Source organism: Bordetella tumbae (assembly GCF_054780995.1).
The window spans coordinates 359,993-386,525 of record NZ_BAAGVG010000011.1; the positions used below are offsets into that span (position 1 = coordinate 359,993).

Annotated in this window: 21 protein-coding genes; 7 read left to right on the plus strand and 14 right to left on the minus strand. The window is 58.4% G+C overall.

Going from position 1 to position 26,533, the window contains the following annotated elements; all coding sequences use genetic code 11:
• The first annotated feature begins 7 nt into the window (after positions 1-7).
• Entirely contained in the window at positions 8-994 is a 987-nt protein-coding gene (locus ACYVI2_RS10300) for a tripartite tricarboxylate transporter substrate binding protein (RefSeq protein WP_415820759.1), read from the plus strand.
• A gap of 27 nt (positions 995-1,021) precedes the next feature.
• Positions 1,022-1,471 (plus strand): carboxymuconolactone decarboxylase family protein, encoded by a 450-nt coding sequence (locus ACYVI2_RS10305; RefSeq protein ID WP_415820758.1) that lies wholly within the window; start codon positions 1,022-1,024, stop codon positions 1,469-1,471.
• A 30-nt stretch (positions 1,472-1,501) separates the two neighbouring features.
• Here ACYVI2_RS10305 and ACYVI2_RS10310 read toward each other — a convergent pair whose 3' ends face one another.
• The 11 genes from ACYVI2_RS10310 to ACYVI2_RS10360 form a co-directional block, all read right to left on the minus strand.
• Positions 1,502-2,635 (minus strand): glycosyltransferase, encoded by a 1,134-nt coding sequence (locus ACYVI2_RS10310; protein ID WP_415820757.1) that lies wholly within the window; start codon positions 2,633-2,635, stop codon positions 1,502-1,504.
• Positions 2,635-3,993 (minus strand): ABC transporter ATP-binding protein, encoded by a 1,359-nt coding sequence (locus ACYVI2_RS10315; protein ID WP_415820756.1) that lies wholly within the window; start codon positions 3,991-3,993, stop codon positions 2,635-2,637. The genes ACYVI2_RS10310 and ACYVI2_RS10315 overlap by 1 nt, the downstream gene beginning before the upstream one ends.
• Positions 3,994-4,009: 16 nt before the next feature.
• The gene (locus tag ACYVI2_RS10320; protein WP_415820755.1) at positions 4,010-4,816 is read right to left on the minus strand and encodes an ABC transporter permease; all 807 of its coding nucleotides are present in this window, start codon (positions 4,814-4,816) and stop codon (positions 4,010-4,012) included.
• A gap of 18 nt (positions 4,817-4,834) precedes the next feature.
• Positions 4,835-5,959 carry a glycosyltransferase family 4 protein gene (locus tag ACYVI2_RS10325; protein ID WP_415820754.1) on the minus strand — a complete coding sequence of 375 codons (1,125 nt, stop codon included), beginning with the start codon at positions 5,957-5,959 and terminating at the stop codon, positions 4,835-4,837.
• Positions 5,960-5,966: 7 nt separating this feature from the next.
• Entirely contained in the window at positions 5,967-8,216 is a 2,250-nt protein-coding gene (locus ACYVI2_RS10330) for a glycosyltransferase (RefSeq protein ID WP_415820753.1), read from the minus strand.
• A 53-nt stretch (positions 8,217-8,269) separates the two neighbouring features.
• Positions 8,270-9,205, minus strand: coding sequence for a class I SAM-dependent methyltransferase (locus ACYVI2_RS10335; protein WP_415820752.1), 936 nt, complete (start codon positions 9,203-9,205; stop codon positions 8,270-8,272).
• Between the two features lie 48 nt (positions 9,206-9,253).
• Positions 9,254-10,264: a UDP-glucose 4-epimerase GalE gene (galE, locus tag ACYVI2_RS10340; RefSeq protein ID WP_415820751.1), complete on the minus strand. Its 1,011-nt coding sequence runs from the start codon at positions 10,262-10,264 to the stop codon at positions 9,254-9,256.
• 115 nt (positions 10,265-10,379) lie between these two features.
• Complete coding sequence (locus ACYVI2_RS10345; protein WP_415820750.1) at positions 10,380-11,516, minus strand: glycosyltransferase family 4 protein; 1,137 nt, start codon at positions 11,514-11,516, stop codon at positions 10,380-10,382.
• Positions 11,513-12,730: a glycosyltransferase family 4 protein gene (locus tag ACYVI2_RS10350; RefSeq protein WP_415820748.1), complete on the minus strand. Its 1,218-nt coding sequence runs from the start codon at positions 12,728-12,730 to the stop codon at positions 11,513-11,515. Before ACYVI2_RS10350 ends, ACYVI2_RS10345 begins: the two co-directional genes overlap by 4 nt.
• A 29-nt stretch (positions 12,731-12,759) precedes the next feature.
• Positions 12,760-14,181, minus strand: coding sequence for a mannose-1-phosphate guanylyltransferase/mannose-6-phosphate isomerase (locus ACYVI2_RS10355; RefSeq protein WP_415820747.1), 1,422 nt, complete (start codon positions 14,179-14,181; stop codon positions 12,760-12,762).
• A gap of 157 nt (positions 14,182-14,338) precedes the next feature.
• A complete protein-coding gene (locus ACYVI2_RS10360; RefSeq protein ID WP_415820746.1) occupies positions 14,339-15,445 on the minus strand; it encodes an MraY family glycosyltransferase in 1,107 nt (368 codons plus the stop codon).
• Positions 15,446-15,920: 475 nt separating this feature from the next.
• Here ACYVI2_RS10360 and ACYVI2_RS10365 point away from each other — a divergent pair, with 475 nt between their 5' ends.
• Positions 15,921-17,129: an O-antigen ligase family protein gene (locus ACYVI2_RS10365; RefSeq protein WP_415820745.1), complete on the plus strand. Its 1,209-nt coding sequence runs from the start codon at positions 15,921-15,923 to the stop codon at positions 17,127-17,129.
• A gap of 13 nt (positions 17,130-17,142) precedes the next feature.
• On the opposite strand, the gene ACYVI2_RS10370 is transcribed toward ACYVI2_RS10365, so the two are convergent.
• The 3 genes from ACYVI2_RS10370 to ACYVI2_RS10380 form a co-directional block, all read right to left on the minus strand.
• On the minus strand, positions 17,143-18,582 hold the full coding sequence (locus ACYVI2_RS10370; RefSeq protein ID WP_415820744.1) for a 3-deoxy-D-manno-octulosonic acid transferase: 1,440 nt from the start codon (positions 18,580-18,582) through the stop codon (positions 17,143-17,145).
• A 21-nt stretch (positions 18,583-18,603) separates the two neighbouring features.
• Positions 18,604-19,623 (minus strand): lipopolysaccharide heptosyltransferase I, encoded by a 1,020-nt coding sequence (waaC, locus tag ACYVI2_RS10375; RefSeq protein ID WP_415820743.1) that lies wholly within the window; start codon positions 19,621-19,623, stop codon positions 18,604-18,606.
• 103 nt (positions 19,624-19,726) lie between these two features.
• Positions 19,727-21,778, minus strand: a complete 2,052-nt coding sequence (locus tag ACYVI2_RS10380) for an acyltransferase family protein (protein WP_415820742.1) — start codon at positions 21,776-21,778, stop codon at positions 19,727-19,729.
• Positions 21,779-22,028: 250 nt separating this feature from the next.
• Between ACYVI2_RS10380 and ACYVI2_RS10385 the strand changes: the two genes are divergently transcribed.
• The 4 genes from ACYVI2_RS10385 (at position 22,029) to ACYVI2_RS10400 (ending at position 26,531) form a co-directional block, all read left to right on the plus strand.
• A complete protein-coding gene (locus ACYVI2_RS10385; protein ID WP_415820741.1) occupies positions 22,029-22,595 on the plus strand; it encodes a CoxG family protein in 567 nt (188 codons plus the stop codon).
• Positions 22,596-22,758: 163 nt separating this feature from the next.
• Positions 22,759-24,201 (plus strand): MFS transporter, encoded by a 1,443-nt coding sequence (locus ACYVI2_RS10390; protein WP_415820740.1) that lies wholly within the window; start codon positions 22,759-22,761, stop codon positions 24,199-24,201.
• Positions 24,202-24,217: 16 nt separating this feature from the next.
• Positions 24,218-25,096 carry a DMT family transporter gene (locus ACYVI2_RS10395; RefSeq protein ID WP_415820739.1) on the plus strand — a complete coding sequence of 293 codons (879 nt, stop codon included), beginning with the start codon at positions 24,218-24,220 and terminating at the stop codon, positions 25,094-25,096.
• A gap of 244 nt (positions 25,097-25,340) precedes the next feature.
• Positions 25,341-26,531, plus strand: coding sequence for a hypothetical protein (locus ACYVI2_RS10400; protein WP_415820738.1), 1,191 nt, complete (start codon positions 25,341-25,343; stop codon positions 26,529-26,531).
• Positions 26,532-26,533: the final 2 nt, after the last annotated feature.

A 26,533-nucleotide genomic window follows, 5' to 3' on the forward strand; every position in this document is an offset into this window, starting at 1 on the left:
AGACACTATGAAAAGCGCCCATACGCAGCGCTGGCTGGCCTTGGCCGCCATCGCCAGCACCTTTACCGTAGCCGCCACAGCCGCCCAGGCCACCGGCTACCCCGACCAGCCCATCACCCTCGTCGTGCCGTATTCCGCCGGTGGTGGTGCCGATAACGCCGCACGTATCATTGCCGAAGGCATGGGCGCGGTTTCCGGACAAAGCATCGTCATCGAAAACAAGGGCGGCGCCAGCGGCTCGATCGGCGCTTCTTACGTTGCCCGTGCCAAACCCGATGGCTACACCGTGCTGTACGATTCCTCGGCATTCACCATCAACCCGGGATTGCGCAAGCTGCCCTACGACGCCAAGAAAGACTTCATCCCGGTATCGCAGGCCGTCTCCGTCCCCAACATCCTGGTCGCCGCGGAAAAGTCGAGCTTTAACAATCTGTCCGATTTCATCGCTGCTGCCAAAGCGAAACCTGGCCACTACACCTATGCGTCCTATGGGCCTGGCAGCCTGGCGCAGATGGCCGCTGAGCTATTGAAAAAAGACACCGGCATCGACGCCGTACACATTCCCTACAAGGGCGGCGCGCCGGCCATCGTCGACGTCATGGGCGGTCAGGTCGACGTGTACTTCGCCAACGCCGCCTCCAGCCTGAACTATGTCACCAGCGGCAAACTCAAAGCGCTGGCGGTGTCCTCCGACAAGCGCATGCCTGAATTGCCCAATGTCGCCACCGTGGCAGAGTCCGACCCCAGTCTCAAGGACTTCAATGTCTACGAGTGGAACGGCTTTTTCCTGCCTGCAGGCGCGGCACCCGACGTCGTGGCCAAACTGCAGGATCTCGTGCAAAAAGCCCTCGCCCGTCCCGAAACGCGCGACAAGCTGGCCAAACTGGGCCTGACCCCGGTCGGCTCCAATGCGGAGGAGTTCACCCGTTTCATCGACGCAGAACAAGCGCGCTGGGCCGAGGTGATCAAGGCCAATAACATCACGGTCAATTAAATCTGCGATACGCAAAGGAGGATACCCATGAGCCGCCAAGACGATTTCGAACAAGGCCTGAAAAACCGACGCGCCGTCCTGGGCGACGCATGGGTCGAGCGCTCGCTGTCCCGCGCCACCTCCTTTACCGCCGACTACCAGAACCTCATCACCCGCTACGCATGGCATGACATCTGGAGCCGCCCCGGCCTGCCGCACAAATCGCGCCGCATGATGGTATTGGCCGTCACGTTGTCGCTAGGCCGCTGGGAGGAGTTCGAACTCCATGTGCGCGCGGCACTGACCGCTACCGACGACTCGCGCCTCAGCCCGGACGAGCTCAAGGAAGTGCTGCTGCAAAATGCGATCTATGCAGGCGTGCCGGCTGCGAATACGGCGTTTAATTTGGCGCAGAATATCCTGCGTGAGGTTGCGGCGGACATCGGCTACGAGCTGCAACCCGCGGATCCGCGACAAGCGGATTTGTTTGCGGAATAACGGAGGATGCAGTGCAGCTGTGCCTGACGCCTAACCGCGCCGCTCTGCCAGCTCACGAAACAACGCCGTGTATTCCCTGCCCAGCGGCCCGCCCGAAAACAGACGCTCGTAACGATTCCGCGCCCCCTGCCCCAGGCGCGCTGCATACGGACGGTCATTCAACAACCGATTCATCGCCCTGGCCAGCGCCTGTTCGTCCTCCGGCGGCACTAGTAACCCGCTCTCATCGTGTGCATTAACAAACGACATCCCTGATCCGATATCGCAGCAGATCAACGGCCGACCTTGCATCGCGGCCTCGACCAGCACCATGCCATAGGCTTCGGATCGTAAATGCGATGGCAATACAAATGCGAGGCAGCGTTTCATCAGCGCCATTTTCTCCGCATCGGATACCAGCCCCGCGAACAAGACATTATCGGCACCCACACTCGTACGCTGCGCGCGCAGCGCCGCGTCTTCTGTGCCCGCGCCTGCGATGACTATCGGTGCATTGACCGCTTTCGCGGCAGCCACGAGCGTGTGCAGGCCCTTGTAATAGCGTAAAGCGCCCAAAAACAGGAAAAAGGGCTGCCTGTCGCTCAACCCCAGACGGGCTAGTACGCCTGTGTCCTCGGGTTCCTGAGATTCAATAATGCCCAAGGGAATGGCACGAACCTTGTCTTTCCAACGCGGATCCGACAGTACAGGGCTGGAGGCCGCGTACGTCGGCGATGTCGCAACAATGGCGGACACAGAGGACAACGTGCGCCGCATCAACGGAGCATAAACCTGGCCAAGCGAACGCTGCCGCACGATATCCGAGTGATACACCAACACGGTCGGAGCCTTCGGACGCACCAGCAGATCCATCAGATCGGCGAATGGCCACGGGAAGTGGTAGCAAATCACATCCGCCTGCCGCGCCTGCGCCCCGAAACGCAATAGAGCGCCGGGCCCACCCACATCGCACGAAGCCGGCGCCATCCACGAGCGGGCTCGAACTACCTGGCCTTCCTGCATGGGTAACACAGACGGATGGGGTGTTGGAGACAGGGTAAAAATCGTGCTCTGTACCCCATGTGATGCAGTCGCCAAACATATTTGACGCACCGCCTGCGCAACTCCGCCCGGCGGGTCGGGATAGTACGTACGATAGATGTGCAGAATGCGCAGTGCTGACATCAATCGAGCGCCAGATTTTCTACTGAAAACGGCACGTAGGTGACTCCCCACAGATCCAGTGCGCTGTCACTATCGGGAAACCGGACGTTGAAACGCGCGCCGCCGGCCGCGTAATCGACGATATGGTTCGTCAGCATCTGGCCAAAATTGTTGGGATTTTTCCGGAACGACCCGATCCCCGCAGAGAGACCGTACTCTCCTGGGCACAATGAGTTGTCAAACTCAAACTCCATCATGCAAGGCCTATGCATGCTTTCCGTGTCCAGGGACACCCCCATCGAACATGAATTGAAGTGAACCACTTCCCGTCCGCTGTTATCAGAAATACCCAGCGTTATGCCACACTCCGCAGGTAGCTTCTTGTCGATCTGATAGAAAACTCGTATGCGGGTCTTCTCATTGAACGGCACGGTATCCGTATCGACACCATCGTGTCCAATGACGGCAATATCCAGGATTCTCGCTTCCCCGCTACCTGTGCGCAACGCGGCGATGCGCTCTTCAAAAGCCCTGTGTCGCGCATGGTCCACGCTCTGCGCGACTGCACTCTGCTGTTCCTGCGTCGCGCCATCATTGCCGGTGCTTACTTCGTCGCTCAGACCCGCATGGACCATGCGCCGGAAAACCTCGGCCTGATAAGCCGCTCCCACCTCGCTTGAGGACCCCGCCATGCGGACTTTGCCGTGATCCATCCAGACGCCGCGATCACACAAAGCGCGAATAGAATCCGCCACGTGCGTCACGTAGATAAACGTCACGCCATCGTCCAGCAAGGACTTGATCTTGTGGAGGCACTTATTCTGAAAATAAGCATCCCCTACACTGAGCGCCTCGTCCACAATGAGAATCTCGGGTTGGACATAGACGGCGCAGGCAAAGCCCAGCCGAATGGCCATGCCACTGCTGTAGGTTTTGACCGGCTGCTCAACCGCATCGCGCAGTTCGCTGAACTGGATGATGTCTGGCGTGGCGGCCTCTATCTCTTCGGAGGACATACCATGCAGCATGCAGAACTGCTTGATGTTTTCCCTGCCTGGCAACGCAGGGTTAAAACCGGCCCCCAGCTCCAGCAACGCCGAAACACGGCCGTTGACGGTAATGGATCCCGAGCTCGGCGTGAGCACCCCTGCCAGCACTTTCAGCAGCGTGCTTTTGCCGCTCCCGTTCTCTCCCACGATACCCAATCGTCCGCCCTTGGGCAGCATGAAAGAAACTGAATCCAGCGCCCGGGTTTCTTTGGCGTAGCGCCTTTTCCCATTTGTCAGGATTTCCAGCAGCCGATGCTTGGGAGACTGATAGGTATGGTAGATCTTATTGATATTCGACAGCTCGATAGCTACGTCTTGGCGATTGTCCATGTTCGAAGCCATCCCGTCAGAGCACGTCGGCGAAGCCGGACTTGAGTTTCTTGAATACCAATGCCCCCACCCCAAGTGCCACGAGCGATATCACAATGAGAAAACCCGCTTTGTCCGCCGAGAAGGTCACTCCCATATCGAACATTGAACGCCGGGACAACTCCGCCCAGTAATAAAAAGGGTTGTATTCAAGAATGAACGCCTTGGCCCACCGTCCGCCGTGGCTCTCCACGAGAGACGCGGGATACAAGATGGGCGTAAGCCAATACAGAATATTGACAATCACCGGCACGATCTGGGACAAGTCCGGAACGTACACGGTCAAAGCCGACACGGCATACGCCACACCGAGGGAGAAAACCAGGCAAGCCATCCACACAAAGAGATAGCCCCATGCGTCGGCTCCGGGTGCAATGCCGTAAAACGCCATCAGCACGGCCACAATGGACAAAATCACCACTTGGTTCACGAAGGCTGAAGCCAATGGCACCAGAGGCAATACCCAGAACGGAAAGGAGATCTTATTAATGAGATAGCTATATTCCTTGAGGATTCCGGTGCTGCGATTGACCGTCTCCTGAAAGAAAATCCAGATCGAGAACGGCACAAAGTAGAACAGTGCAAAGGGGATGTTCTCATAACCCCCACCCATTCTGCCGCCGACCAGAATTGAAAACACCGCCACGTTGATAGAAGCGTAGAGCAGTGGCACACCGATGTGCCATGCGATCCCCGCATACGACCCCGCGTACCTGTTTTTCAGATCGCGTTTGGACAGCATCCAGGCCAGCGATAGGCCTTTGAAAAAACCCGCATTGTTCATATAGCGTTATCTTGAACGTTACGCAGCGGTCTGGCGCCATGCGCCTGACATGCGTTCTATAAATCTCAGAAAACTGCGACGCACCGCATCAGGATGAAACTGTGCGACATGAGCCTTGGCCCGCTCTGCATACGCATGATAGCCGGTGCTCGCCCAATCCTTGCTATCGATGTCCCGCAACGCGTCGTCGAGCGCGCGGGACAGAGCCTCGACATCGCCCGTGGGCACCAGCGAGGCCAAGCCGCCCGACACCGCCGGCACATTGCTGTTCTCGTAGGAAACGACCCGACAACCACAAGCGAGCGCCTCTAAGATCGGAACGCAGAACCCCTCGTGATAAGTAGGCAGCGCGAAGATGTCCGCCTCTGCCAGGAGCGCTTGTTTCTCGCTGTCCGCCACGCTCCCCTTGAGCGCCACGCGCACACGCTCTGGAAACATCCGATGCAAAGCGTCAATTTGCAGCCTCACCTGGGCAATGATGGCCTGATCCGAAAAATCCAGGTTGCCAATCAGATCCAGCTGCAGGCGCCTGTCAGGATTGCCGTCCAGAACACGCCGTACTGCCTCCAACAATTCGCCCGGCCCCTTGGACTGGACGAAACGGCCCAGGAACACGATGCGCGGCAAACCATCAACAAAACTCGGTTTGCTGGCAGGCATCACCAAATCATCCCGTATTGCCAATGGCAGCTTGGTCCAGGGAACGGTGATTCCTGCCGAGAGCAAGACGTCATGATTGGTATCGCTGACGCATACAACATGATCCGCAAAGACAATATTGCTCATTTGTCTGAACGAGCGCTCGATCAGCGGTGCCGCGGACGGAGGCAGGAATTGCTTGGGCGTAATGTTATGAAAAACGACGATCCTTTTGGCATGCCGGGGCGTTACCATCAGCAAGTCAAACAGACCGGAATACACACCAAAGTGAAAAACCACGATATCGGCGGACTGAAATCCCGGATCGGACATCACCTGCCATAGGCTACTGACCTGCTTATGGGGAATATCCCCATAATCGCATCGATAGGTAAATAGCCGGACCTCGTGCCCGGCCTCTTTCAGCCATCGAACTTCGCTATGAATAGCATTGGAAATGGCGTCGTGCGCTACGCAGACTCCAGCCAAATAGGCGACTCTCATGATAGGTTCACAGTGAGTTTGCCCGTTCGCGATGTGCTGCCGTCGCGATCTCGTACAGTTCACCGCTTTTCTCCGACATCCGCCGAGCGGTGAAGTGTTCCTGAAAGCGCTGCAAACCGGCCCGTCCCATCTGGTCGCGCAGGTCCGCACTGTCAACCAACTTGATAATGGCCTGAGCCAGGGACTGCACATCGCCAGGTTCAGCCAGCAAGCCATTGCTGCCGTCCTCCACGACCTCGGGCATCCCGCCCGCGCGGCAACCAATCACCGGCTTGCCCACTCTCATTGCTTCCAGAAACACCAGGCCAAATGACTCGAAGCGGCTAGGCGCGACGAAAACGTCGGCTTGTGCGTAGGCTTGCAACAGCGCTTCCTGCTCGAGGCGTCCAGCAAAAGTGATGCTCGATAACCAAGCCTGCCGGGAATGCCGCTTCAGAAACGCTTTCTTGTAGGTGCTGCCGTCGGGGCCTGGCAACGTATCATCGCCGACCAGCGTAAAACGCACAGAAGGACAAGCTTCCATGACCACGGGGATGGCCTCAAGCAAGACATCGATGCCTTTGCGCGGCTCTAAACGACCCACATACAGGACATTGACGGCGTCGCCGCGATGGTCGCTGTCTTCAACGGCAGACACTGCTACATCCGCCATGCCATGCGGTACGACGCGAGTTGATTGGACCGGGAAATCGAATCCATAAGCTTTTTGAATTTCTTCGACGATGGCCTTGCTATTGGCCCGTACCGCGTCGGCCTTGAGCATCAATTCGCGCTCCAATGAGAGCATGGGCGTGCCGAAGCTTTCCATCCATTTCGAGTCTGCGGATTTTTCCGGATGCGAAGCGATCCAGAAATGCAGCGTCGTATGCAGGCTGGTTACCAAAGGCCACGCCCCATCCAGCAAGAAAGCAATGCCCTCGCAATCCCAGATGGGAGCCTCGATGACATCGATATTTCGATGCTCTGCAATACGCCGGGCTTCGGCCAAGGCGCTGGCCGACCAGTTCCAGATATGTTGCGGGACCTGCCGGGAAACAGCCTCCGGCGTTCTCTCTCGATCTTTCAGGACGATCCGGTGTACCCATACGCCATGTTCAAGATCGACACGATCAATGTCGGGGCTATGCGTGATGACATGAACGATATGCCCTTCTTGCGCAAGCGCCTCGGCCAGGTTCTGGCTGAAAACAGCGATACCACCGCCGTGTCCGGGCGGAAAATCCTTGGATACCAACACCAGACATTTGGCGTTCGGATTGTGAATTGGCTCGAAGGGCAGGAATTCGCCCGCATACTTCTGCTGTTTGGCCGGAGTGATCAGACCGTCCGGCAGCGTCCCCTCAAAACCGCGTTGCAGGCCCACCTCGACGGCGCGCTCCATATCCACATTAAAGCGTTTTACGTCCTCGTCGGACAACAGCCGCTCACCGTGACACCAATTCACATCATTGCGTTGCGACTGCAGAAAAGAATCCTGCTCCTGCATGACACGATCCAACGAATAATATTCGCGGGCATGCTTGAGCATGAAATAAATTTTGTTCTTGATGATGGGATAGCGGTAGCGCACTGCTTTGTTCTCGCCACGAATATTGCTTGGCGCATATTTGTGATGGACAAAGGCGTTGGGCAGCTGACCGATCAGATAGCCTGCATCGACGATACGCAGACAGACATCGGTTTCATCAAGAAAATACTCGAACTCCTCATCGAACCCACCAATTTCCAATAACGCTGAACGCAGGAATGATGAGTTACACCCGAGCAGATGGGGGAAGCTGCTGCTTTTGGGAAACGAGAGCTGAGGGTGAGCCCTGGAAGGCGTAAGATCGGCATTGCCGAAACGATCCACCAAGCCATACTTGTACTGGAAATGGTAGCCCGTGTGATTGAACACAAATCCGCCAACGGCACCCACCTGAGGGTCGCGGCGGTAGGCCTCGGCCAGTTGCTGCAGCCATTCCGGTTCCGGTACTGCGTCGTCATCGATGAATGCGATGATGTCACCGCGAGCCATGCAAATGCCCACATTGCGCGACACGGACAAATTGGCGACATCGCACTTGCCCGCCCGAATTCTCGGAAGCCACGACGCAATGACCTCTTCGGAATTATCGGTAGAAGGCCCGTTGACGACAACGACCTCGAACTCGCCATCGTATTTCAGCCACTGGAAGCTCTCCAGTGTTTTCTGGAGCACGGCGCCCCGATTCAGCGTGTTGATGACGATTGTGAAAGAAGGATAGGACTGATCCATGCTCACCCGCATGTTATGTAATTTCGGTAAGGTTGCGACAAACGCAATACGGTTTACTTTTTTGCTGAAATCTCAAACTCGTAGCATTTACCGTTCTTGCGCCCGGCCTCGATGACAGTCACATCGCCAAACCCTGCTTCCACAAGCAATCCGCTCAGCGAATCAGGGGTAAACATGTTGAAGTGAAAATCACCGTCATAGTCCTGCCCGCCGTATAGAACCTCTCGCATATCGTCGTAGGGATAATTGCCGTTGCCGTACTCGCGAATCATGGCTTGTGCATCGGGCACCACCGCACGAAACTCGCCGCCGCTCTTGAGCAGCCTGTGGAAATAGGGCAATAGCTCACGTCGCAGCTGTTCCTGAGGGAAATGTTCCAGCACATGCGCCGAGAACAGCTCGTCGATCTCGTCATCGCCGAAAGGCAATTGATCGATCTCGGCCACGATATCCACACCGGGCAAGCCCCGCCGATCGACATTCAAATAGCCATCTAGCGGCACATGACCACAACCCAAATTCAGCCGTAAAGCGCTGGCACGCGCCTGTTCGAGCTTTTCCTGATTCAGCACCTTGGTGTTGGCCGTGATCTGGTCATCCCCTTCTGCGGCTCCACCCGAGGCGCCATAGCGCATTTCAAACATCAGTTCACGGCGGACAAACTCCATCCGGCCCAAAAGATAGCCAACGGATTCCTTGATTTCTTCTATCGTCTGCTTCTTGTCGGCGGCCGCGCTTTGCGACTCTTTTAGCTCGGCAACCAGGTTTTCAACATCCGACACCGTCTTTTTTAATTTATTCAAGTCCAACGTATTCTGACGCAACGCGATAGGCACGGATTGAATGAAATTGTCGTGCTCCAGCCGACGATGATTGACGTCGGAAATCGCCTGCAGCAGAGTGGGCATCTGCTCTTCCTGGAAATGCGGCAGTCGAACCACCGCGATGCCGATGTTCACGAAACGCCCTATGACAGGCATCTTCGCCATCCGACGAACTACTCTTTTAATGAACGGCTTCACGTTTGCTACCTCTATTCAATAACCATTTGGGTTTTTCGTTTGCCAACGCCACGTATCTCTGCACATACGCTCGATATCATGCTTGGCCTGCCACCCCAACAATTCCCTGGCCTTCGCTGGATTGGCATAATACTCTGCCAAATCGCCCGGGCGACGGGCCACTATTCGGTGAGGGATAGGCCTATCCGCCGCCTTGCCAAACGCAGCCACCATCTCCAATACGCTGGTCGACTGTCCAGTCCCCAAATTGACCACAATGGGATTGGCCTGCCCTTCCAAAGCATTCAGCGCCGCCAAGTGGCCTGAGACCAGATCCTCCACGTGGATGTAATCTCGCCTGCCGGTGCCGTCGACGGTCGGATAATCACCTCCGAATACCGACAGATATTCCCGCTGACCTGATGCCACCTGTGACATGAATGGCATCAAGTTGTTGGGTATGCCTCTGGGATCCTCTCCGATCAACCCAGATTCATGCGCCCCGACGGGATTGAAATAACGCAAAATGGCTACACGCCAGGCAGGATCAGCCTTGAGCGCATCGCACAAAATCTGCTCTACCATCAATTTGGTACGGCCGTAAACACTGACCGGTGCCACAGGCGTATCTTCGCGGTAGTCAGGGTAACCCGGGTCACCATAAACGGTGGCAGAAGACGAGAAAATGATTTTCCTGACCCCGGCGCTGGCCATTTCCATGAACAGGGCGGCACTGCCTAGTACATTATTGTCGTAATAACGTAGCGGCTCGGCTTCGCCCTCGCCCACCGCCTTCAGGCCGGCAAAATGGATGACTGAGTCTATTTCGTGAGTGGCGAACAGTTCCCGCAACGCTTGTCGATCACGAATATCACCCTTGACGAAAGCAGGGCGTTTGCCGGTGATGGCCTCGATACGATCGAGGACCTGTTCCTTGCTATTGCTCAAATTGTCGAAAATGACAATATCTCGCTGCGCTTCAAGTAGCCGCACAGCCATGTGCGAGCCGAGATAGCCTGCGCCACCCGTTATCAATATCGTTTTCATTTGAACCCTTCTCTCGGAACAGCCATTGAACGCCCTCGCTCCAAGGGACAGCCTGACCAAATCGATAGTGCGAGCAGCGATGCAGGCATAGCAGCAGAGTAATCGTTGAACATTTTCACGTCAGTACAGATCGGTAGACAGCTTGCGTGCGGATGGCGCATGCTTGCCAGGTAAACAAGCGGGCACGCGCCAGCCCGGCAGTTATGAGTCGATTGGCTAGCGCAGAATCGTCCACAATTCGACGCATGCCGTCAGCAATAGAGTGTGGATCACGCGGGTCGACCAACACCGCAGCCTGACCCGCTACTTCAGGCAGTGAGGTGGTGTCGGATGTCACAACGGGCAACCGGGAAGCAAATGCCTCCAGTACGGGCAAGCCGAAACCTTCTCCCAGAGACGGGAAGATCATGGCCGAAGCACTTTGCATCAAGGCGCGCAAGTCCTCGTCTGGCAAGTACTGTAACCAGTACACCGTCCCCACAGCCTGTGATGCCTGCAGGCGCCTCACCAACGTTTCGCTGCCCCAACCTTCCCTGCCTACTACGACCAAGGGAAATTCGGTGCGCACAGCTGCCGGCAAGGCAGCATGCGCGTCCAGCAGATTACCAATGTTCTTACGTGGTTGCAGCGTACCAATAGACAGAAAAAACTGCTCGGGCAGGCCGTATCGCGACAACACCGTTTTCCGGTCCGCTGACGCGATCAGCTGGAAAAATCGCTCTCCAACACCCTCTGGAATGACAGTAATGCGGCGCGCAGCAATCCCGAAGTACTCGACGATCTGCCCTTTCGAATACTCCGACACGGTGACGATATGGTCAGCCCAGCGTGCGGCGCGTTTCCATAACCAGCATTTCAAGTGGGCGTTTTTCATACGAATCCACTCAGGATGGGATAACGGAAAGGCGTCGGCCAATGTCGCTACGACAGGAATGCGCGAAAGCTTCGGAATCAGGTTATCCGTCGCATGAAATAAATCGATCTGATTCGCCAATGCGGACTCGCCCCGAAAAGCAAACGGTGTGCTCACTCCCAAGCCTGCCAGCGCAGGATAACGCCCCATCGACACGGGCCTTTGTGCCTGCGGAAACACGTCGGTATTTATGTTGTGCCCGAATCCAACGGGCACCAAGCCCACATCGCCGACATCCAACAGCGCTCGACCCAATTCCCGAGTGTAGATGCCAATGCCATCCACCCCGCTTCCCGCCAACCCCCGGGCCAAATTCGTCGTACCGTATCCCACTCTCACTTCGCGTACGCTCCCAGTACGTTCAGTAGTTGACGTGCCGAATTAGACCAATTGAACTCGCTCACACGCTGCCGTGCTCTGGCCCCGACGTCATCTCGGTACTGCTTGTCGAATGCAAGCCTATGCATGGCGCGGGCCCAGGCCTGGGCATCATCCGGCTCGCAGAAAACTGCGGCGTTCCCCAGCGTTTCATCCATGGCGGGACGCGCGCTACAAATAGAGGGAACGCCTAACCAGGCCGCTTCGAGCGGAGGCAGACCAAAGCCCTCGTACAAACTGGGAAACACCAGTCCGGCGCTGTCAACCAGTACGCGACCCAGGCTCTCATCGCTGAGTTTCCCCATGAACCACACTCGGTCTGACAGGCCTAGTGACTTAACCTTCCGCACGCAACCCTGGGTCCTGTTGTCTCCTATCATGGCCAGCGCCACGCCACGCATGGCAGGGTCGGACATGGCCTCGAGCACTACGTCTACGTTTTTGTGCTTGTCGTCCGAAGCAAGGAATACGAAATAGGGCAGGTCCGGCATGGACATATCCATGCGTTGAGCCACTGGCAATACCGTCGTACCGTTATAAACGACGCTGATCTTTTCTCGTGGAATATCGAACACGCGCTCGCAGGCCTGTGCGGTAGCTCGACTGATCGCCACGATATGCACGGCCTGCCGCAAGATATGCCGGAAGCGATATCGCCATTCGCTGACCAACGATCTTGAAAACTCCTCGGGAAAAAGCAGAGGTATCACATCGTGGACCATCACCACGGTATTGGGCGGCAACGTGCCGGGACACCAGTGCACGGAAGTGTAGAAACGTACGGTGCGTCGTCCCGCTTGCGCGTATCCGGGGTTTTCGACAGACTTTGCCGATAGCGTCGACAACTGCCCTATTTGTTCGCGGCAGACTCTGCCTATACCGCGACGATCCAACAATGGCCCATTGGAAAACAGCACATCGAAGTCACCGCAGTCGATTCGCGAAAAACTGGCATCCTTGATGTCTGTTCCTTGCGGATTGAACATCACACGATGCAGGGTCCGAAGTGTCGGATTGAGCGGTTGCGCCTGGGGCGACGTCAGGCGCGACAGACCAGGCACGGCCTTCATGGCGCGCCCCATCACTCGCAACCCAACATACAGCAGACGCTTGACTCCCACTATGGTTGCGTATCGAAAGGACGCGAAAGACTGCAGCCACCAGGAACCGCTCATATTGCAAGAGTCCTCGCGCATATCTGGAGTCAAGTGCGTCCGTAGATATCCGCAAAACGCACGATATCATCCTCGCCCAGATATTCTCCGCTTTGCACCTCGATCATGACCAGATCCAGCACGCCCGGATTTTCCAGGCGATGCTTGTGGCCGGCAGGGATGTAGGTGGACTCGTTGGCGCCGACTAACAGTTCTTTGTCGCCGTTGACAACCCGGGCCATACCGCACACCACGATCCAATGCTCGCTGCGATGATGATGCATCTGCAGGCTCAGGCTGGCACCGGGCTTGACTTCGATGCGCTTGATCTTGAAACGTGGCCCCTCCTCGAGCACCGTGTAGGTGCCCCATGGCCGCGTCACAGTGCGATGCAGCCGATAAGCTTCATGGCCTTGAGTTTTGAGCTGCTTGACGACCTGCTTGACCTCTTGCACCTTGTCCGGATGAGCCACCAGCACAGCGTCGGGCGTATCGATGACCAGCAGATCCTGTACCCCTACGGTGGCCACCAGGCGGTCATCGCCTTGCACGTACACGTTATGGCTATCGACGAACACCGCATTGCCCGTGGCGCGATTGCCGACATCATCGGCGGCAGTCAAATCGCGCACGGCGACCCAGGAACCTATATCGCTCCAGCCGAAATCGCCGGGCACCACGGCCACGTTGGACGAACGCTCCATCACGGCATAATCGATAGAAATATCCGGCACCTCGGCAAACGCCGCAGCGGGAATCTCGGCCATGGCAAGGTTGTCACCGGACGACGCAAGCGTGGCTTCCCAGCAGGCGCGCGTGGCAGCGTCCACATCGCTCGCGTGCGCGGCGAGTTCTTGCAGGATGACGCCGGCCTTAAAGCAGAACATCCCTGAATTCCAGACAAAACGGCCCGAGTCGACATATTCTCGAGCCTTGTCCAGCGAGGGCTTTTCAACAAAACGCACTACCTGCTTGCCATCACCTACGTCGGCACCGGTTTCGATATATCCGAAACCGGTTTCCGGCCCGGTAGGAATGATGCCGAACGTGACCAGTTTGCCTTGTTCGGCCAACGTCTGAGCACGAGATACTGCATCTGCAAAACTGTCTTGATCCTGCACGAGATGATCGGCAGGCAACACCAGCATGAGGGCATCGGGACCATAACGCTCTGCCACCAGATGCGCGGCCATCGCCACGGCTGGTGCCGTATTACGGCCGGCGGGCTCAAGCAGGAATTGGGTAGACACATCAAGCTGCGCCTGCGCCATCTCATCCTTGCTCATGAAGTAGTAATCACGATTAGTGACCGTGAGAATGTCTTTGGCGCCCACGGCCGCCGCACGCCGATAAGTTTTAAGCAGCAGACTTTCGCCATCCGCCAGCTTCATGAATGGCTTCGGATAGCCCTCGCGAGAGACGGGCCAGAGGCGGGTACCCGCCCCACCAGACAGGACAACAGAGATCAGCATGAAGATGCCTTAGCGTTTAAAGGGAATGGCGACTTCTTCTGAAGAAAGGCAGGATTCCCGATGACAGAATGATGAATAATAGTAGCCTGGAGCTATTTTGCTCCATTTGGCAATCCGCAAGGGCAGAAAAACGGCTGCCCAACGTACGGATTACCGATCAACGTCCATGCTTTTTCTTCCTCACAATCATCCATTTGGGAATACGGAAAAGCACTAATTTTCGATACAGCATGACGTACCCCGTGGCGAATGCGAGCACGCACACCATCAATACAACGGGCATTTGCCAGAACAGCACGGCAGGAATCACTCCTAGCGACGACAGCAGCCACAAATACGGCGATGTCAGCGAATTGCGCCAAGTCAGATGATGCGCTTCACGCGACCCCACCACCCATCGTACGACACGCTTGTAGATCAGCATGTGCAGATGCACGCCGTCGGGCGCGCCCGGTGAATTACCGCGCAGCCACCGTTTCCGATAAATAGAAAATAGCGTCTCGAATACGGGATAGATACACAGCAGCAACGGGAACCAGGCAGACACCTCTGGATGGCGCGCCAGCAGCAACACCGACAACTCGCCAATCATGAAGCCCAGGAAATAGGCGCCGCCATCACCCAAGAAGATATGACCACGCGGATAATTCCAGAAAAGGAATCCGATCACGCCGCCCAACATCCCCAGGGCCACGATCAGCAGCATGCGATCGCCCAAATAGAAACAGACATAGGCGAAACCCGCGAAAATCATCGCCGACACCACCGCCGCCAAACCGTTGTACCCATCGATGATATTCAAGGCATTGGCCGCACCGCCGATCGCCACAATGGTAAACACGAACGAGATGGCGCTGAACTGCAGCAACCAGTCCAGGCCGATGATATCCACCCGCGTCACCGCGGCATCGAGCAGAAAATACGCCAACGCCCCCGATGCCATCGCCAACGCCAAACGGGTCAAGACCCGTACGCGCTTGGTCAGGTCCTCAACGAATCCGCCCAAAAAGGCGGGCGCGGCCGACAGGCCCAGCAACAGCATGCCCCACAGGACCTCCGGCTCGCGAAAGCCGGCGACCATACAGGTGGCAGCCATAGCGATCACCAACGAGAGGCCACCCACTCGCGGCACAGGCTTGGCGTGGAATTTTTGTACGCTGCCGAGTTCGGAATCCAAAGTCCACCCATTGCGCCAGAATCGGCACCTAACGAGTAATGCAGTGAATACCAACGAGGTAAGAAATGCCGTCAACAAATATTGCATAGCAAAGCAGTGTTAGAAACCCCAAACTGCCGGGTTCCGAGCGGATTCTATAGGTAGGCACCCATACATAGTGTTTCTGGATTGATCCGCTGGTATTCGCGAACCTTCGCGCCGGACACCAATGCATGCGTATCTATCGGTTCATTTCAGTCGTCGCAGCTATACTCGCTGGATTAGATGTCTCCTCTTGGCTACTGCAAAGCCTCGGATTCGGCGTTCTTGGAGATCTAAGCCGCACAACGAATCCCCCAACCTTCACACTCTGTGGCAAAAACCACAAAAAGATTCCATCGGGTTAGTTTAAGTTTAGAATATTTTACACAATTTATGTAACAATTTTGTCACGCTTTCGTTGCATACCCAAGGGCAATCATAGACTGCCCTAGCCGTACCAGTCTGCCGCTTTCTTTTCATGACGCCTTCATCTTTACCCCGTGCCTCGCTACTGATTACTGTCTTGGTAGCGCTCCTGCCTATGCTGACACTCACTGTGGGCTGGGGCAGCGGTCTCTTCTACCTGCTGGCTTTCGTCTGCCTCTGCCTTATCTTGACCGCGCCTGCCCCGCACTGGCTGCAGCAGTTGCATCCCTACCGCTGGCTGATGCTCGCCTTGTGCCTGCCACTGGCGGCCGTACTGCTCAGCCAGGCGCTCAACGGTCATTTGGAAGGTCCCGGCATCGAGCGTGGCCTGCGAGTCGCCTTGGGTTTTCCTTGCCTGCTGGCTGGTTTTCTATTGATCGACCGTGATCGGCTGCGCCATTTCGTCTGGGGTGTGCTCGCTGCGGGCATTGGCTCCACCGCTATCGTGTGCTATTTGGCAGGACCGACGTTAGAGCGCCCACCAACGCCCCAATTCAATGCCGTCGGCTACGGCAACCTCATGCTGCTGATGACCGTGCTGACGCTCTATAGCCTGGGTTGGCAGCTCACTCGTCACCCGCGAGCCGAACGCGCGCTCAAACTCGCCGTCGCGGCGATCACCTGCCTGGGCTTCGTCCTGACACAAACTCGCACCGGCTGGATGGCCATCCCCGTATTCGCGGCGATCGGCATCGCATTGGCCGGCTGGCTCCACCGCCCAATGCGGGCATTGGCAGCACTGCTGGGCATTGGCCTGGTCGCGTTGGCCATCGGTGCGTCCAGCCCGGCATTGCGTGAGCGCGTGGCGCAAGGCGTTCAGGAAATTCACGAATGCGTCACCGTGGCTCCGACTGCCGATACGTCCATGTGTATACGTCTGCAGCTATGGGGCGCAGCGTGGCATACGATCAAACAATCCCCTTGGTCGGGGATCGACGGTGAATCCACTTTCTCAGACAAGCTGCGGCAACTCGCTGCCACGGGCCAAGTCTCATCCTTTGTCGCGAGGGATTTCGGCGAACCGCATAATGACTTCTTGCTGGCGCTGGCCACCAACGGCGTGCCGGGCGGCATCGCTCTGCTAATTCTGTATTTCGCACCCGCAGGGCTGCTCGCGTGCCGCTTGCGCCGCAACGTGCCACAGGCTCAACGTGTAGCGGCAGCCATGGGGCTCGCGGTATGCCTGGGTTTTGCCGTCTTTGGCGTCACCGAACTCATGTTCCGGGGCATGCGCACGGTGAGTCTGTACGTGACACTCATTGCACTGTTTACTGCACTGTCGGCACCAGGCCGCGAGCAGACGACAGCCTCAACACCCAGATAGCTCGGGCAAGCTGCTACGACGACAGCCACGTCTGCAGCGCCTGCAGGGTCCGCGCCGTGGCTCCGGCATGCGCAGCGGCCCAGCCGCGCGCGGCACGTCCCATGACCAGACGGCGGTTTTCGTCACCCAAGAGCGCCGATGCCGTGTCCAATGCTTCAAGGACGTCGGAGGCCCGCAACGCAGCGCCTGCGGCAATCGCATCAGTTGCCGCCTGTTTGAAATTGAACGTGTGCGGCCCGACGATAACAGGCACGCCGACGGCGCAGGCCTCGATCAAATTGTGCCCCCCCAACGGCACGAAGCTCCCCGCAACGATGGCCACATCCGAGGCGGCGAAATAAAACGGCATCTCGCCCAGCGTGTCTCCCAACATGACATCGACATCGAGATCGGTCAGCGGCAAGCTTTCTGCCTGCGTCAGCGGCAGTTGCCCCTGTTGCGGCACCGTTCGAGGCGCAAGGCTCTCCGGCGCGTATTTTCGGGCTTGAGTACGCCGCATATACGTCAATCCAGCGGCATTCAACTGCTGTGCAACGTCTTCAAAGCGTTGCGGATGCCGAGGAATTATCAGATACAACACTGACTGCAGGCCGCCCGTCTGTGCCGTTGCCGCTGTATCGGGCGCCGTCTTTCCAGAGTCCGCTATCGCTACTGCGCCGTTCGTCCGCGCGTCGCGCAGCGTCTTTATCGCTTGCACGAACAACGCGTCTTCCCCTTCACGCGTACTCGCCACGGCCACGATCGGCCTTCCCACGGCGTGACGCCAGGCCCGGCCCTCCTCGACCTGCGCGGCGGGCAGGCTCAGATCGAACTTCAGATTGCCTGTCACGCTGACCCGGTGCGCGCCCGCCTGCTCCAGCCGCTGGGCGTCTTCGGGGGTTTGTGCCAGCACGGCATCCAGGCCTGCCAGCGCATCGCGCAACGCCCGTCCCATCCATCCCGCCTGGCGCAGCGAAGAGGCGGAAAATCGCGCACTGATCAATGCCATGCGTATCCCTTGCCGACGCGCCTGCGCCAACAGGTTAGGCCATACCTCACGCTCGATCAAAAGCCCGCAACGAGGCCCATAACGCTGCAAAAACCCGCGCACAGCGCCAGGAAAATCATAGGGCAGCCATGTCTGACGCAACTGACCGGAGGCAATCGCCTCGGCAAACAGACGAGCGCCTTCGGCTCGGCCTGTCGCCGTCGTATGTGTCAACAAGATGGGCAATCCGCGCTCCAGCAGAGCCTGTACCAACGGTTGCGCCGCGCGCGTCTCTCCCAGGCTGACGGCATGTACCCAGACGGGCGGACGGGCAAATGGCGCCGGGCTGCGGTCGTCAGCCCGGCCAAACCTTGCGCCTGAAAAAATGCCCCAGTCGCCCCCGGCCCGGCGGGCACGCCGTCCCATCCAGAGCCACACCAAGGGAGCCAGAACATACAACGCCAGAGTGTAGGTGCCGCGTCGCATGTCAGCCCTGTGCCATCGTGATCAGCTAGCCGCCAATGCCTGATCGACAGAGGCCAAGACCGCCTCTCGCGACGGCGGAGCGCCTCGGTCCCCTAGACTGGCAGTGAAATTCGAGCCGATCAAAGGCGTCCGTACCGGCGTGGAGGCCCGATAGATCCCCACCGTGGGACGCCCCAACGCTGCCGATAAATGCGTCAAACCGCTGTCCAGCCCCACCATGATGCGAGCACCGGCCAACTGCCGGGCAATCGCCGTCAAATCCATCCGGGGCAGTACCTCGACGCCGTCGAAGCCGGCCACCAAAGCCTGGGCGCGCTCGGCCTCTTGCGGATTGCCTGCCAGCAACCGCAATGTGCACCCCGCCTCGCGCACGCGAGTGAATACGGCGCGCCAGTCCTCCTCGGGCCACAGTTTGTCGTCACGGCTGGCGGACGGCATGATCACGGCGTAGCCACGATCCGTATTCAGATGATGATGCGGACGGGCGCAATCACCCTGGCCCTTGCAGGCCTGCGCCTGCGCCCGCGCCTGCTGCGCGAACGTCTGCAATCCGAAATCCGGCGGGCCACTGTAGGTATAGCCAAATGCCAGAGACGCCAACAATCGTTGCCGCGTCACAGCCGGCTGCCAGAACTCAACGCGGTGACGGACCTGATAAAACAACGACGCCAAAGGCTCACGGGCCGAGCGCCAGTCCAGCCCGTGACGCACGCCACGGGTCTGGCGTACCAGCCAGGCCGACTTCATCAGCGCCTGCATATCCAGCACGACGTCGTACTTCACCGACCGCAGCCGCTGGGCCAGCGCACGCCGCTCGGCCTTCACCGGCTCGGACCACCAGGCCTTGCGCCAACGCCGATGCGCCACTTTGATCACGTCATGCACGGCAGGATGCCAGCTCGGTATCTCCGCAAATGCCTCCTCCGCGATCCAGTCGATGACAGCATCGGGAACATGGCGCGCGATGTCGGAGATCGCGGGCAGCATGTGCACGAGATCGCCCAGCGACGAAGTACGAACAATAAGAATACGGGTTGTCATCAATGACTAGCGGGAACCCTCGGGATACGGGTCAGGCCGCAAAACAGAATCCTGGCAATTTACAACAAACGTAAACTTTATGGTGCCCGCCCTGCGGGAGGCCTCAGCGCGGAGCGGACACGGATCGCAATAACGGCAAGAAGACAGCGCGCAATTCGCGGGCGGCGTCATCGGTCACCTGGTGCGCGTTGCGATACCAGGTACGCCCCTCACTTGCCACCAGGCATTGCCCTGTCGCGCACAGCTCAACGGCCGGATCCACAATTCCAAAGGGCTTCACGGTCGGCCAGACCTCCTCGATGCTCCTCACGATTGCCGCCTGGCGCGCCATATGATCGGCCAGACTGGGCCCGTACACATCGACCCCTTTCTGGTTGACACTGAGCAACGCCGAATCGCGAGGGACATCGTCATTGGCCAGCCGCGGCACATCCAGAATCAGCGTTACCGCCTTGCCGGCCTGCTGCAAATATCGAATGGTGTCACGCAATGAGGTACTGAACGTCGGTGCAGGCATCGGCGAACCATTCGCCACCGCCGCTGGTCTCGCAAACGCCGTTGCCTCAGCCTCAGTCCAAAAACCAGCCAAAATTACCTGCTGGACGGGAGAGCGCGCGACATATTCCAGCGCCGTATCGGTGATCTGCGCACAATCTGTGCGGGCGGGGGAAACCGCCCCACGCAACGGCGCGCAATTGGCATACGCCATGGCGACACCATGCAATTGCAATTCACGTGCCGACGCATCGAATGCACTGACCCACATCCGCGCATGCGAGTCCCCCAGCAAAATGAAGTCAGGCTGGGATGCAGCCGTCGCGGGATCTCCCAGCTCACATCCCGACTGTCCCATACGGATCGCGTCGAGCTCGGGCTTGCCTTCGCATTCGATACCTGGCGCTACGCTGGTGTCACGATCCAATTGGGTCAGCACTGGCGGCAAACTCTGCTGATCGGTACGGCTGGCGTGTATGGTCCACCATCCCGCCCCAACGCCCGCGATACACACGCCCAATGCCACGGCGAGTATCGTCCTGGATCCTGCTGTCGAGAACCACCCCGTCCGGAAAGGACGCTCGATCCCACGCCACGAGACCCATGAGACCAGGAATGTAAGCGCGAGATACCCTGCCACCGGGATTTGTGGCCAGCCGTGGACCGACCACACTGTCGAGCGCGACAAGACCCACAACGGCCAATGCCACAAATACAGCGAATAGGACATCAGCCCCACAAACACCAGCGCCCGCAAAGACAACAACCGTGTCATCCAGGCCGGCGTGCTCGAATGGCCCGCATAAAGAATCAACCCCGCGCCCGCCACCGGCACTAAGGCGTGCGCGGCAGGAAACGGAGTCGCCTGGGTATAGGTCAACACGCCCCACAGCAGGCAGACCAAGCCGATGATCGAGCAGATTTCGGCCAACCACAGTGGCGGCCGGCTCAGGCGCGACCCTGCCAGCGATGCAATGATGCCCCCGAACAGCAGCTCCCAGGCGCGGGACGGCAGCAGATAAAACGCCGCCGACGGGTCGGCCTGCAAGAGAGCGCCGCTCACAGCGAACGACACCAAGGCCAGCCCGGTCAATACGCTGCGTACCACCCATATTGGCGGTGGGGCGAAAAGATGCGGCCCCGCCGGATCAACGCGCCTGCCTGCACGAAAAAGCAACACCAGCAAGCCTGGCAGCACGATGATGAACTGCACTCCCACGGCCAAGGACCAGACATGCCATAGCGGTTGCGTGCCCTGTGCAATCTGGTCCCAGTGATTGTTGCCCAAGCCCCAGAAATAGTGATTCGAGAAAAAATACGCCGTCTGCCAGGCCGCTCTGCCGGCCTCGGCCAACTCGTCTGGCATCAACAGATAAAAACTCGCGGCCAAGGTGAACGCAACCACCGCCAACAAGGCCGGCACAATGCGCTTGATGCGCCGTGCATAAAAATCGCAGAAGGAGAATTCGCGCTGATACAAGCCGGACAAGATTTGCCCAGTGATCAGATAGCCGGAAATCACAAAGAAAACATCGATGCCGACGTAGCCTCCGCCAAAGCCAGCCACACCGGCGTGGCACAGCACCACTGACAGCACGGCCAGCGCGCGCAAACCATCTATATCGGGACGATATTCAGGGAAATACAAAGAAGACGACATACGGCGTGGCACAACTCATGCGTAAAAACACCCAGGAAACTTCATGCATGCAGGCCATGCCTAATGCTAGCCGCTGTTTATATTGGGTTTTGTCCTAATTTACTCGTATCCAAACGTACTATTTCGCTACATTTCATTAATTTTCGCTATGACGGTGCCTCTGCCTCGCGGCGGATACTTAACGCGAGATAGATGACAACGACGGCAGTCAGGTCCACAATGAATTCAAAAGCAGACCAAGGAGACCGCCATGCGCATAGCCGATGCTCAATGGATTCCGTCCACCCAGCACCAGACCTGGGACGCACTCATGGATCCTGCTGTGCTGCAGAAATGCCTGCCGGGGTGCGTCAAAATCGAACGCCGGTCCCCGACAGAGTATGCCTTGTCTTTGCATGCCAATGTGGGCGGCGTAGAAGCCAGTTACGAAGGAGAAGTTTTGCTTTCCGAACTGAAGCCGCCGCACAGTTGCGCGCTCGCTTTCGAAGGCAAAAGCCCGACCGCTTGCCTGGCAATCGGGACGGCGCAGATCAATTTATCGGAGAAAGACGACGGCACGCGCCTGGCCTATACGGTGGCCGCCATGGCGGGCGGATCGCTGGGCAAGGTCGGCGATCCCATACTCATGAAAGCCGGCGGCAAGCTTGTAGAAAAATTCTTTGCCGCTTTCATCGATCACATGTCCAGGGTCCCGCGTATCGCGCCCCCACCACCAGTACAAGAACCCGAACGTGGCCTGGCCTCCTCACGCTGGTCGTGGCTGGCCGTGGCAGCAGTGGTAGTCGTGATTGTCGGGTATCACGCGTTGTTCAAATAGGACGGGCCCGCCCCATGCGGGCCGCCATACTCCTGTCTGGCCATTGGTAGGGCATACCAATGGCTCGAACTCGCACTCCGGCCAATATGTACTGTCGCGTTTTCGTCGAATCATCTGTGGTTCACGATTAAATCGCTGACCTGTCAATGATATCCTTGGCGGCATGACCACACCTGCGACGCCCTCTGCTGAAACCGCTGCTGAGCCTACCCGCTCCAAGCGCGATTTGCTGATGGCGATGATGGGCGTGTCGGCCACTGTCGTGTTGGCCGCCTTTGACTCCACCATTGTCAGCACGACGCTGCCGCGCGTCGCACAGGCCCTCAATGGCATGGCGTTGTACGCCTGGGTGGGGACCGGATATCTGCTCGCTACCGCGGCGTCCATTCTGATTTTCGGACGCCTGGGAGACTTATTCGGGCGCAAGCCGCTGATGCTGCTGTCTGTGGCGATTATTGCCCTGGGCTCCATCGCCTGCGGCTTGGCGCAGTCCATGCCTCAGTTGATCGTCTTCCGTACGTTGCAAGGCATAGGCGGCGGCATGATGATCGCCACGGCCTTTGCCGCGCCAGCAGATCTATTTCCCGATGCCAAAGAACGCGTACGTTGGCTGGCGCTGGTGTCGGCGGCCTTTGCCATGGCCAGCGGCATCGGACCGCTGCTCGGCGGTGCTGCCACACAGGCGTTGGGCTGGCGTGCTGCGTTCTTCATATCCCCGATCGCCGCAGTGATCGCCCTGTTCCTGCTGGCGCGCTATTTTCCACGTATCCGGCCGCTTGCGGCGCAGACGGGCGGCCAGCGCATAGATTGGGTGGGCAGCCTCTTGCTGGTCATCGCCGTCAGTGCGCCGTTAGCCGCAATGGAACTGGCCTTTGCACCCGGCGAGCATGCCCACCCTATGATCGCACTGGCTTTGGCGTTGGCAGGCGTGGCTGCCATTGCGCTGTTGATTCCCTACGAGCGGCGGGTGTCCTCGCCAATTTTCCCGTTGCGCGTCATTGCTCAACCCGAGCCGCAATTGCTGAACGTTGCCGGCCTCGCCGTCGGTGCAGTGATGTTCGTCCTGATTTTTTACAGCCCCCTGCTGCTGCAAACGGAAATGGGCTACACACCGAGCGAGGCTGGCCTGTTGTTGACACCGCTGGTGGCAGCCATTCCCATAGGCAGCATCATCAATGGACAGCTCTTTCCCAAACAGAGCGAGCCACAGCGCCTGATGGTATTTGGCGGCTGTCTGTTGGCGGTAGGCTCGCTGATGGTGCTGGCGTTTGGCAAAGACACCTCGACGATCTGGATCCTAGCCGCCTTCTTCGTCAATGGCTGTGCCTTGGGCTTTCTGCTGCCCAATCTGACTCTGTTCATGCAGATGCTCAGCGAGCGCCGCGACGTCGGCATCGCCTCCGCATTGGTACAGACTACTCGCGCCATCGGCAGCGCCGCAGGAACGGCATTGGTCGGCATTGCCATTGCCCGCAGTTCGGTCCTGCAAGGCGTGCGTATTGGCCTGGTCATCTGCGTACTGCTGGCCTTGGCTTGTGCCTATCTGGCGCATCGCGTCAAAATGAAAAACGTCCTCACCCGCGCCGCTCAACGGCGCAAAGCCTAAACTGGAAATTTGCGCCATGCGCCGTCGCGACTTGCTGGACCTGCTGCTGTTGGCGGCAGTGTGGGGCGGATCATTTCTGTTCATGCGTATCGCCGTGCCTGAGTTTGGACCTGGTCCGCTCATGGAACTGCGCGTCGGTCTGGCGGCGCTGACACTACTGCCTCTGGCCGCCCTGCGTGGCAAATTTCCCCTGATCGCACAGCGCTGGAAAGCCATTCTGGTCGTGGGCGCGTTCAATTCCGCCATTCCCTTCCTCCTGTATGCCTATGCCGCACAGTCTCTGGGCGCCGGCTTCATGTCTGTCGCCAACGCGGTCACACCCGTCTGGGGTGCCGTCATCGGCTGGCTATGGCTGAAAGACCGGCTGGCCTGGAGTCGCGCGTTTGGCTTGGCTGTGGCCGTATTGGGGATTGTTGTGCTCGTCTGGGACAAGCTGAATTTCGGCGCCGGCGGCGACGGGCCCGCGGTACTGGCCGCCGTTTCCGCCCCGCTGTTCTATGGCATCGCCGCCAACTGGACCAAACGTTTTCTCAGCGACGTCGACGCGTTGTCCAGTGCAACCGGCAGCATGATAGGGGCTTCGCTCATACTGGCGCCCCTGGCCATTGCTACCTGGCCGGCGGAGCCCGTCTCTTGGCAAGCATGGTCTGCCACCGTTGCACTCGCGATTCTCTGCACCGGATTCGCCTACATCATGTTCTTTCGCCTGATCGCCAGCGTCGGGCCGACGGGTGCGGTGAGTGTCACCTTTCTGGTGCCGGTCTTCGGCGTCCTGTGGGGCGTCTGGTTCCTGGACGAAATGTTGACCGCGCGTATCTTGATTGGCGCGGCCATCATTTTGATTGGGACAGCGCTTTCATTGGGACTGATTCGCTGGCCCGCACGGCGCACCTGACCAGAAGCGACCCTGCGCTTTCCATACGGCCAGGCATTCAGTTGCCGGGCAGAGGCCTGATCTGCAGCGAACAGGCCGCCCACGTCGTACGTCTATGTCAATTTGAAACAAGCGCGAAAAATATTGTCGTTCCGCGGCTTATTACACAAAGATTGCTAGCATTTGACGGCTCTGTCGCAAGCCGGTGTGTCGCATCGTCTCGCCAGAGCCCAGTCGTGGCCATTACAAAACAACGACATGCCCTATGGACGTCAAATCACTAGAACGATCCGGCGAAGTCGCCGCTCTGCGTAATAACGGCGAACTTTTGCTCATCGGTCCCTGGTATGTATTCGAGGGAATATCCAGATCGCTGGTCATCAACGAGCCCACGCGCCTGCGTGCGGTGCTGTATCCCCACCTGCGTAATGATGCGTCGCTGGCCAAACTGTCGGCGCTTTATCGGCGGTTGATCTGCTCTGGCTCGGTCCCTGGACATTACTCTGCCCAGCAGACTGTCGAGCAAATGATGGCGCTGATGCGGGTCGGCCAGATCTCCGCAGTCGCCCTGCCAGACTCTGCCAGCCACGATATCAACGGCAGTGTTCAGCCCGCACAACTGTCGGCCACGCTTTCCGGTCCGGTCTCTCAGTGGTCCTTGGCCGATCGCTTCAGCTACGTCCTCAATCAAAGCCTGGAGTACATGCCTGCTGCACTCAAAACGGAACTGGCTGGCCAACTCAGCGGTACGAATCTGGCAATCATTGTCGGCGGTCTCGTGATCTGGGCAGGCTCGCACGCCGTCGGCGTAGGGTTTGTCGCTGATGCGGCGCTGATTGCCATCGGCTTTGCTTTCGCAGGGTGGGCGATTTTCAGCGGTATCAAGAATCTGGCGCGATTCTTCAATTTGACCATCGACGCGTCTAGTCACAACGACCTGAACGAAGCGGCCAAGCAGTTCGCGCAAGGCGTCATGGCGATGGGTGTCGGTGCGGTCATCGCCATGCTGACCCGGGGAGCCGGCCGTCTGGCGCCACGGCGAGCGAGCGGATCAATGCCCAGACCCGGCACTGAAACCCCGCAAACCGCACGCCAAGCCGGAGCCCGGCCGGCAGAATCGGCCCCTGCTACCCATGATTCCCTACCTTGGGGGTCGTGGAACGACTATCCCAAAGTCACGCAAGGAGGCCGAACCTACGCACAAATCGGCGACCGTCTTTATTCGCAGCACGCGGTAGACCGCATGCTGCCGTCCGGGTTGGGCGCTCCTGCAGGCACGGTGGGAGCAGGCCGCAATATCTCTCCCAATATCGTCGAGCACGTCATCCGCACGGGAGATCCCACCACATCGATCGTCAACGGCGTGAGCCGCACCACTTACTGGAGTGGTAATGTTGGGGCTGTCACCGAAAATGGTGGGAACGTCATCGTCACCATTCTTCGTCGAGGAGGATAAAA

Coding starts and splice junctions, on each gene's coding strand:
- ACYVI2_RS10370 (WP_415820744.1), bottom strand. CDS start 18,582: ATGCGACGCGGCACCTACACTCTGGCGTTGTATGTTCTGGCTCCCTTG.
- ACYVI2_RS10395 (WP_415820739.1), top strand. CDS start 24,218: ATGCGCCGTCGCGACTTGCTGGACCTGCTGCTGTTGGCGGCAGTGTGG.
- waaC (WP_415820743.1), bottom strand. CDS start 19,623: ATGACAACCCGTATTCTTATTGTTCGTACTTCGTCGCTGGGCGATCTC.
- ACYVI2_RS10320 (WP_415820755.1), bottom strand. CDS start 4,816: ATGAACAATGCGGGTTTTTTCAAAGGCCTATCGCTGGCCTGGATGCTG.
- ACYVI2_RS10305 (WP_415820758.1), top strand. CDS start 1,022: ATGAGCCGCCAAGACGATTTCGAACAAGGCCTGAAAAACCGACGCGCC.
- ACYVI2_RS10300 (WP_415820759.1), top strand. CDS start 8: ATGAAAAGCGCCCATACGCAGCGCTGGCTGGCCTTGGCCGCCATCGCC.
- ACYVI2_RS10400 (WP_415820738.1), top strand. CDS start 25,341: ATGGACGTCAAATCACTAGAACGATCCGGCGAAGTCGCCGCTCTGCGT.
- ACYVI2_RS10365 (WP_415820745.1), top strand. CDS start 15,921: ATGCTGACACTCACTGTGGGCTGGGGCAGCGGTCTCTTCTACCTGCTG.
- ACYVI2_RS10325 (WP_415820754.1), bottom strand. CDS start 5,959: ATGAGAGTCGCCTATTTGGCTGGAGTCTGCGTAGCGCACGACGCCATT.
- ACYVI2_RS10350 (WP_415820748.1), bottom strand. CDS start 12,730: ATGAGCGGTTCCTGGTGGCTGCAGTCTTTCGCGTCCTTTCGATACGCA.
- ACYVI2_RS10315 (WP_415820756.1), bottom strand. CDS start 3,993: ATGGACAATCGCCAAGACGTAGCTATCGAGCTGTCGAATATCAATAAG.
- ACYVI2_RS10385 (WP_415820741.1), top strand. CDS start 22,029: ATGCGCATAGCCGATGCTCAATGGATTCCGTCCACCCAGCACCAGACC.
- ACYVI2_RS10330 (WP_415820753.1), bottom strand. CDS start 8,216: ATGGATCAGTCCTATCCTTCTTTCACAATCGTCATCAACACGCTGAAT.
- ACYVI2_RS10355 (WP_415820747.1), bottom strand. CDS start 14,181: ATGCTGATCTCTGTTGTCCTGTCTGGTGGGGCGGGTACCCGCCTCTGG.
- ACYVI2_RS10335 (WP_415820752.1), bottom strand. CDS start 9,205: ATGGCGAAGATGCCTGTCATAGGGCGTTTCGTGAACATCGGCATCGCG.
- ACYVI2_RS10380 (WP_415820742.1), bottom strand. CDS start 21,778: ATGTCGTCTTCTTTGTATTTCCCTGAATATCGTCCCGATATAGATGGT.
- ACYVI2_RS10360 (WP_415820746.1), bottom strand. CDS start 15,445: ATGCAATATTTGTTGACGGCATTTCTTACCTCGTTGGTATTCACTGCA.
- ACYVI2_RS10310 (WP_415820757.1), bottom strand. CDS start 2,635: ATGTCAGCACTGCGCATTCTGCACATCTATCGTACGTACTATCCCGAC.
- galE (WP_415820751.1), bottom strand. CDS start 10,264: ATGAAAACGATATTGATAACGGGTGGCGCAGGCTATCTCGGCTCGCAC.
- ACYVI2_RS10390 (WP_415820740.1), top strand. CDS start 22,759: ATGACCACACCTGCGACGCCCTCTGCTGAAACCGCTGCTGAGCCTACC.